General features: G+C 39.2%; 10 protein-coding genes and 1 pseudogene. 5 read left to right on the top strand and 6 right to left on the bottom strand.

Going from position 1 to position 6,823, the window contains the following annotated elements; genetic code table 11:
* On the bottom strand, positions 1-418 hold a 418-nt coding region (locus U9O96_04815; GenBank protein MEA2054421.1), incomplete at its 3' end, for a helix-turn-helix domain-containing protein.
* Between the two features lie 158 nt (positions 419-576).
* A pseudogene (locus tag U9O96_04810) lies at positions 577-738 on the bottom strand (permease).
* 176 nt (positions 739-914) lie between these two features.
* On the opposite strand from U9O96_04810, the gene U9O96_04805 reads away from it, so the two are divergent.
* Genes U9O96_04805 through U9O96_04795 form a run of 3 tightly spaced genes read left to right on the top strand, consistent with a single transcriptional unit; the run spans position 915 to position 2,311 of the window.
* Entirely contained in the window at positions 915-1,496 is a 582-nt protein-coding gene (locus tag U9O96_04805; GenBank protein ID MEA2054420.1) for a 50S ribosomal protein L15e, read from the top strand.
* Positions 1,497-1,498: 2 nt separating this feature from the next.
* Entirely contained in the window at positions 1,499-1,939 is a 441-nt protein-coding gene (locus tag U9O96_04800) for an RNA-binding domain-containing protein (protein MEA2054419.1), read from the top strand.
* 24 nt (positions 1,940-1,963) lie between these two features.
* Positions 1,964-2,311: a hypothetical protein gene (locus U9O96_04795; GenBank protein ID MEA2054418.1), complete on the top strand. Its 348-nt coding sequence runs from the start codon at positions 1,964-1,966 to the stop codon at positions 2,309-2,311.
* Here the strand turns inward: U9O96_04795 and U9O96_04790 are convergent.
* Positions 2,301-2,942, bottom strand: coding sequence for an MBL fold metallo-hydrolase (locus U9O96_04790; protein ID MEA2054417.1), 642 nt, complete (start codon positions 2,940-2,942; stop codon positions 2,301-2,303). The two genes, U9O96_04795 and U9O96_04790, sit on opposite strands and share 11 nt — an antisense overlap.
* Positions 2,939-3,574, bottom strand: coding sequence for a DUF4332 domain-containing protein (locus tag U9O96_04785; protein MEA2054416.1), 636 nt, complete (start codon positions 3,572-3,574; stop codon positions 2,939-2,941). The genes U9O96_04790 and U9O96_04785 overlap by 4 nt, the downstream gene beginning before the upstream one ends.
* A gap of 79 nt (positions 3,575-3,653) precedes the next feature.
* On the opposite strand from U9O96_04785, the gene U9O96_04780 reads away from it, so the two are divergent.
* Positions 3,654-4,130 carry a hypothetical protein gene (locus U9O96_04780; protein MEA2054415.1) on the top strand — a complete coding sequence of 159 codons (477 nt, stop codon included), beginning with the start codon at positions 3,654-3,656 and terminating at the stop codon, positions 4,128-4,130.
* A gap of 4 nt (positions 4,131-4,134) precedes the next feature.
* Positions 4,135-4,593: a DUF2240 family protein gene (locus U9O96_04775; GenBank protein ID MEA2054414.1), complete on the top strand. Its 459-nt coding sequence runs from the start codon at positions 4,135-4,137 to the stop codon at positions 4,591-4,593.
* On the opposite strand, the gene U9O96_04770 is transcribed toward U9O96_04775, so the two are convergent.
* Together U9O96_04770 and U9O96_04765 are read right to left on the bottom strand one after the other, a co-directional pair.
* A complete protein-coding gene (locus U9O96_04770) occupies positions 4,577-5,863 on the bottom strand; it encodes a tripartite tricarboxylate transporter permease (protein MEA2054413.1) in 1,287 nt (428 codons plus the stop codon). The genes U9O96_04775 and U9O96_04770 overlap by 17 nt on opposite strands.
* A 1-nt stretch (position 5,864) precedes the next feature.
* On the bottom strand, positions 5,865-6,521 hold the full coding sequence (locus U9O96_04765; GenBank protein ID MEA2054412.1) for a hypothetical protein: 657 nt from the start codon (positions 6,519-6,521) through the stop codon (positions 5,865-5,867).
* Positions 6,522-6,823 lie beyond the last annotated feature (302 nt).

The following is a 6,823-nucleotide window of genomic DNA, read 5'->3' as shown; positions in this document are numbered from 1 at the left end:
CCTCCTCAAATTTTTTCGTCTTTTCCAGGTAATGAATAGCATTCTCAATCATTTTCAGCACTCCTCCCAGTTTTCTTTTATAACTGCTTTTCAACTTATGGATTTCGTCTGAAGTTTCTCTCAGAAGTGAAAAAAGACGGTTTCTTTCCCCATGTATAATATCTACAAAATCGGTATTCGCAGCATAAACGTTCTTTCTTCCATCCCTCATCTTTTGGATATAGCCCAGTTTTATGAGGTTATTCAGTGCGTTGATGGTTGTAGAGTAGGCATAATCTATGTGTTTCGATATCTCCCTTGCTGTCAATGGTTTGCCGGAGATGGCAAGAGCAGTATATATAGAAGAACTCAGTTCCTCAAACCCCCAGTGGTTCAAAACATTTTTGACATTATTCTCGACTTTTTTTATTTCGTTCATTTTGCATCGCCCCTCATTTGATTCGATGTTTCCATTCTATTAAATTTTGAAATTATGAGATTTCTCATATTTATGGAATATAAAATAATATTTAAACCTTTCGCAAGATTTGCCACACGTTCCACCAGGAAATCAACAGCTTCCTCGAGGATGTTTATTGCTGGGCCTATACCTGCTCCTCTCTTATATATTCCAGCAAACAACGGCAATATAGTGCAACTGCATACTGCCAGTATAGCTCCTGAGACAGATGCTACTGAATATGAAATATATTTCTTTGTACGCACACCAAAATATTTCAGCACGCCTTCTTTTGAAATACTTCTTAGGCTACATATCCCTATTCAATAATAGACAGAGAATTCACAACAGGAAATCCTGCATCTTTCCATGCTGTAATACCACCGAGCATGTTGTATAAATCGCCCTGAAAATCATAGTCACTGAGAGCTCGGCATCCAAATGGTTATATAAGAGTTTGCTTTTCAGATTTCAAATGACCAAAGGATTGTACCAGCATCTGAGAGAAACGTGGAAAAAACCCGATGCATCATATCAATCATCTCAATGGAAGCGACTGATAGAGTGGAGGAAGGAAGGAAGCATTGTCCGTATCGAAAATCCAACAAGGATAGACAGGGCGCATGCCCTCGGTTATAAAGCAAAGCAGGGTTTTATCGTTGTAAGGGCGAAGGTAAGAAAGGGTGGATTGAGAAAGCAACGTCCAAGTGCAGGAAGAAAACCATCAAGGATGGGTATAAATAAAATAACGCCGGGGAAATCCACGCAGAGAATAGCTGAGGAGAGAGTGGCAAAACACTATCCCAACATGGAAGTATTGAATTCCTACAAGGTAGGGGCGGACGGAAAACATCATTATTATGAAGTCATTCTGGTAGATAGAAGTCATCCTGCAATAACAAATGATAAAGACGTTAACTGGGTGGCAGAAGAGAAAAACAGGGTATACAGGGGAAAAACGTCCGCAGGTAAAAAAGGAAGGGGCTTGGAAAATAAGTGGAAAGGTGCTGAAAAGGTGAGGCCCAGCATAAGGGCGAACAAAAGAAGGGGCAAGTAGGGATGGAGGCACCATTCCATTACATCCTGCTAAGAACATTTTGTTATTCCACTGAAAGCGAAAATAAGGTCAGGGAGGCGATATTGTTCATTGCATATGGGAAGAATGATGCAGAAGAAAAGATAGAAGAGCATGTATTGGAAGGCTATTTCGGAGACAAAATAAAGATTATGAAATTAAAAATTGAAAACGCCAGAACGATAAAAAATTTCTGCCTGCGTGTATTGCCTATGCTGGATATTAAAAAAATCGATGAAAGCATCGATGAGGATTGTTCTTTTCACCTGAAATTCAGCAAGGAAAAAGCCTTGGATGGATTCATTGCACTGGCAGAAGATAACAACGCGGTATCTTTAAAAGGAAAAATAAGGGTATATCCTTCCTGCAGGGAAAGTGCAATAGGGAAAATCATGGCTGCAGTGCATGGATACCATAACAATTAATAGTGAGAATTGTATACATTTTTAATGGAAAAAGTGCAGGTTAAGTGTCCTAACTGTGGTGAAAACTTTGAGGTAAACGTAAACACAACCAGGGGAAAATGTCCACACTGCAAAATCTCCCTTATCTTTGAAAATGTTGGGGTAGAACATCCTCAAAAAGCGATTGGAGGACAGCCAGAACGAAAAAAAGATGTGCTGGAAGAAAATGTTAATATTTCGTATATCGAAAACGCCATAGATAACCTTTTTGAAAGGGCAACACCAAGTCCTAAAAAAATTTCAGACGTAGCGGTTATAGAATCAATAGGCCCGGAATCAAATTATTTATCTGTTGAAAAAAAAGTGGATAAAATATTAAAGGCTAGAGAGTGAAAACCCATATTTCTTCCTCCACGGGCAGGTCATCGCTTTCAATTTCTATTTCGTTGGCAACATGCCTTATTTCATAGTATTTCCTAGCATTGTCCAGAAAGGCATCTATTCGTTCTATCGGAATCGAGAGTCCACCTACCTTGTAATGCATGGGCACGATAACCTTTGGTTTTATCTTTTTACATACTTCTAGGGCCTCCTTTCCGTCAATGGTAAAAACACCGCCTATGGGAACAAACAGTATGTCCACGTTACCTATTTTTTCCGCAGAATCGTCGTCTATTGCATGGCCCAAATCACCAAGATGACAGAATGTTGTTCCTTCTATGGTAAATTTAAATATTGTTATTTCCCCTCTCCTCTTTCCCTCTTCTTTATCATGGTATGCCTTTAAAGAACTTATTTCTATTCCGTCGATATTTTCATTTCCACCTCTTATCACTTTTGTTCCTTCTTTCCCCACGGCCTTTACTTTGTTATGGTCATAATGGTCGTGAGAGACCAGAACAACATCTGCTTTGACATTCGGCGGCCGTATGCCTATTGAACTTCCATCATGAGGATCGGTTACGATGATTAAATCATTTGATATCTCAAAGCAGGCATGCCCGTGCCATCTTATTTTTATCATTTAGCCCCCCAAAATATTCTTTTTATTTTGCTCCACAAACTCTCTTCTGTAGCAGGAATATTGTCGTACCATTTCCCGTTGAACCATAGTCTAACATTGCCAGAATTATCAATATTGACTGTCATACTGTTTTCCTTTACAACATCGTCCAGTTTACCCCTGAATACAGGAATTTCTTCATGCACTTTCTCTTTTATCTTCACATCTGCTTTTTTTCCTTTTATGGTTATGAATGCGTTATCTGCCCCTATCTTCTCCGCCACAACCGCCCTTTTTGATATTTTTTTTCCCACCATTTTATTTGCGTCCTTTATCCATGCTTTGAACTTTTTTTCTGATATGCCAATTTTATCCGCAATGCCCTTATCGGCTCTGGAAAGTTCTTCAACAGTAAATATGCCCTGTTTTTCAAGTTTTTTTCTGAATGCATTACCAATACCTTTTATATCTGTAAGCAGATGCATTTTCATTGCACTATCCTTCCATTTCTTAAGCAATTGCTCCCCTATTTTTGAAGCTTCAGCCACCTTCTTAACATTCATTTCTCTGAGGTCATAAATAGTTTTTATTCCAGCCCTTTTTAATTTTTTACCATACTGTGGGCCAATACCCTTTAATTCAGTAATTTTCATAATCCCCATGCATGTATGGGCGTGGCAATATAAAAAATTTAAGTGAAAAACATTTTAATAGGCAGAAGATTGCAGTTTAATGGAGAAAATACCGCTCGTTTACATAGAAAGGGGAAAGATCGCAGAAGGAAGGAAGCGTTTTAATGCAGTAGAAAAACTGAGGGAATTGAAAAAAGAGTACAAGGAAGTGTATGTAATTGACATGGACGGCATCAAAAAAAATAAATCAAATCTTGATGTTTACAAAAAAGTTTCCCAGAAGCCATTTTTATGGATAGATTCACTTCCAAGATATTTGGAGGATGTGATGGACCTTATCATAGTCGGTGCAAAAAGAATAACGGTAGGAGACATTATTGATGATGATGGATTGAGTAAAATAAGGGACATGTGCGATGGAGAGATATTTCTGAGAGGCAAGGATGAAAAAGATGTAGCGAAAAAAGCTAAAAAATTTGGTTTTGAAGGCATTGTTGCAGTATCTCCAAAAGAGAAAGTAGATGTACCCGAATGGGGGATATATCTGGAAGAAGGCGTGGTTAAGAAGGTAAGGTGACGTTATGGAAAAATCGAGGCAGCTCATAGCGTTCCTGTTTCAAAGGAGCGGAAAGGAAAAATTGAACGACAACGACATTTATATGGCTCTTTCATATGAACTTGGCTGGTTTACCCCCGGCCAGGCAAAAAATTTCATAAAAGATTGTATGGATAAAGAGTTATTGAAGAAAGAAGAAGACGGCTATAAACCAAACTTTGATTATGGGGCAGTAGAACTACCTTTAGGATTTAGGGCTGAAGGAGGTACCACTAGGAATGAAAAACCTGACATTCTATCGTCCATTGTTTCGGAAATTGTAAAGAAAGGAGTGAAAGAGGGCGATGCAATGATTTCAATAAAAAATTTGGCTGAAAAAGAAAAAATAATTCCAGAAGTTGCAGCAATAGTTATAACAAAAAAACATAGAATTGACGTAACTCCGTTTCTCAATGATGTGTGGGACGTTATAAAAAATATGTGAGCATGATGGGCAGCAATAACACTCCCATACATGTGCTTCTCCTTACGCCCAATTCGAGACATAAAAGTCCTATCAATGTTCCTGCAATGAGGGCAACAATGCCGGTAAAGCCCGTGAACAAGAATACCATAATGAAAATGGTAATTACAGATATTTTTGCCACCGTGTTGTAAGGAATTGAAGATATGTGTTTTGCAATTATTTTTCCCAAAGATTTCGTTGCATAATACGAAAGGCATGCCGTCACCACTACGGCTATTAGCAAATAACACAGTGAATAAGGAGGGGCAGCACTACTCCATCTATCTATTTCCATAATCTCATTTATAACAATTGCACTCCCGCTCCTTGCCTTCCCAATCATAAAAAGCACCGAGATTACAAAAAATGATGTGGCGGTGTTTACGGCCGAGAGCGTTACGATAACATTTTTTCTGTCTTTCTTGCCTCTTGCAACCATGGCCATTATCGTTGCCACCGCCGATGTCACTCCGGGCAGTATTGAAACAATAGAGCCTGCTATAACTCCTGTTCCAACGTCTTTGCTTCCTTCAATAAAATCAAATTTTTCATCATCCAATTTTTGCTCGGGTAAAACATTTGTATTGAAAGAATGGAATAGTGTGGAAACGCCGAAAAGTCCCGCAAGGGCTGGAAAAAGAAGTGAGGCATGAATGCCTATGGGGGATGAAACGTCTGCGTCCATAGCCAGCATGCCAAATATGCCCGACAATAAAAAAATCAAAATTGCGTATGCCACATGCCTTGTACTTTTTTCCGTTCCTATAAGGGCTATCGATATCGCAAGCAGAATCCACGGAATTATCTCGCCAAGCAATCCATAAAAATTGACTGGAGGGCCGATCAAAAACCTGAAAGGAATGAGAAGGATAAAGCTCATTATGATGGCACCAAAGCTACCCATTGCGGAGAGACTTATCGCCCCGTAACCTTTTCCCTCCAGGAGCATGGAATGGGCAGGCAGAAGGACGAGGGCGGTGTCCTCCTCCGGCACCCCCAGGAACGTCGAGGGAATTATGTTAACGAAAGTATGGGATATCGAAGTCGCAATAATTATTACGCACACCAAAATCGGAACAATTTCACTTTCGATGATGCTCACGGTGGAGAGGGAGAAGGCAATGGTCCCGGACAGGGAAAGAAGAATGAGGGCTATGTTGTTTACATGGAGTCCAGGTATCAAACCGGTTATGCATCCAATTATCGCCCCGATAAAGGCAAAAGAGATTACAATAAAAAGTTCAAGCATTTCATCCCATCTTTGCTACCCCATGTTCATTTCCATTTATCTCCATATACATACACAATTTTTTTGGATTGTACTCAAATAAAGCTTTTACATGTACATGTTCATGATTCTCCACGCCCAGACTGAAGTTCTTCGGGTAAAACACCTTTATTTTATACTCCCTTTCGAAATCTGTCAAATAGAAGTAATCTGCATAGATGCCGTATACGTAGCCCGTGACATTGACATTTGTTCCAATGTATTCCATAAAATTTTCGGAAAGTTCCCAGAGCGGTATATTCCTTCTATCCCACCTCTCGCATATTTTTATATGGTCTGCAAAAATTTCGATTTCTCCATCATATCTCTCAACTTTTCCTGAAACTTTTACTTTATCGCCATAGCCTGTATCAGTCGAGCCGTACACAAAAATCTTTATCGAACAATTTCCATCTTTTATGGTTACCACTTCAAATTTTTCATTACACTCTTTCTTTATGACCGTGCCCTTTACCACCACTTTTTCCCCTTCATGTTTTTCCGCATCAGAAATGTTTATTTCCGAGGGATGCGACATCACGCCCAGGAAATAAAGAAATAAAATGCATATGACAGCACCTGCAAAGTACATATATTTCTTCATTATCTCACCTTCGGTTTCCATCTGCATACCCGGCATTAATGAATGTTGTGCTGGTTTATATAACTTCAACTAAACCCGGGTTCCACAGGAAATGAAAAAGGGCTAAATCAACCTGGATCAGAAATTTATCTTCAGCAATTCCAATCTTTTCCTTTTCATTTTAACTTCCCTCCATTCCCAAATGTTCGGTAGTCCCCTAATCGTTTGTTGGTTCATATTTTGTTTATTTTTAGCCATAATATCTCTTTCCAGCCCATCCTATGATCTATCAACCCTGCAACCATGGCAGGAGTTTTTCTCCTGCCATTCTCTTTCAAAGATTTGTGATACTTTGCAAA

The sequence above is a fragment of the Candidatus Thermoplasmatota archaeon genome (genome assembly GCA_034660695.1).
Lineage (GTDB): Archaea > Thermoplasmatota > E2 > UBA202 > DSCA01 > JAYEJS01.
This window is presented reverse-complemented; position numbering and strand designations above follow the sequence as displayed.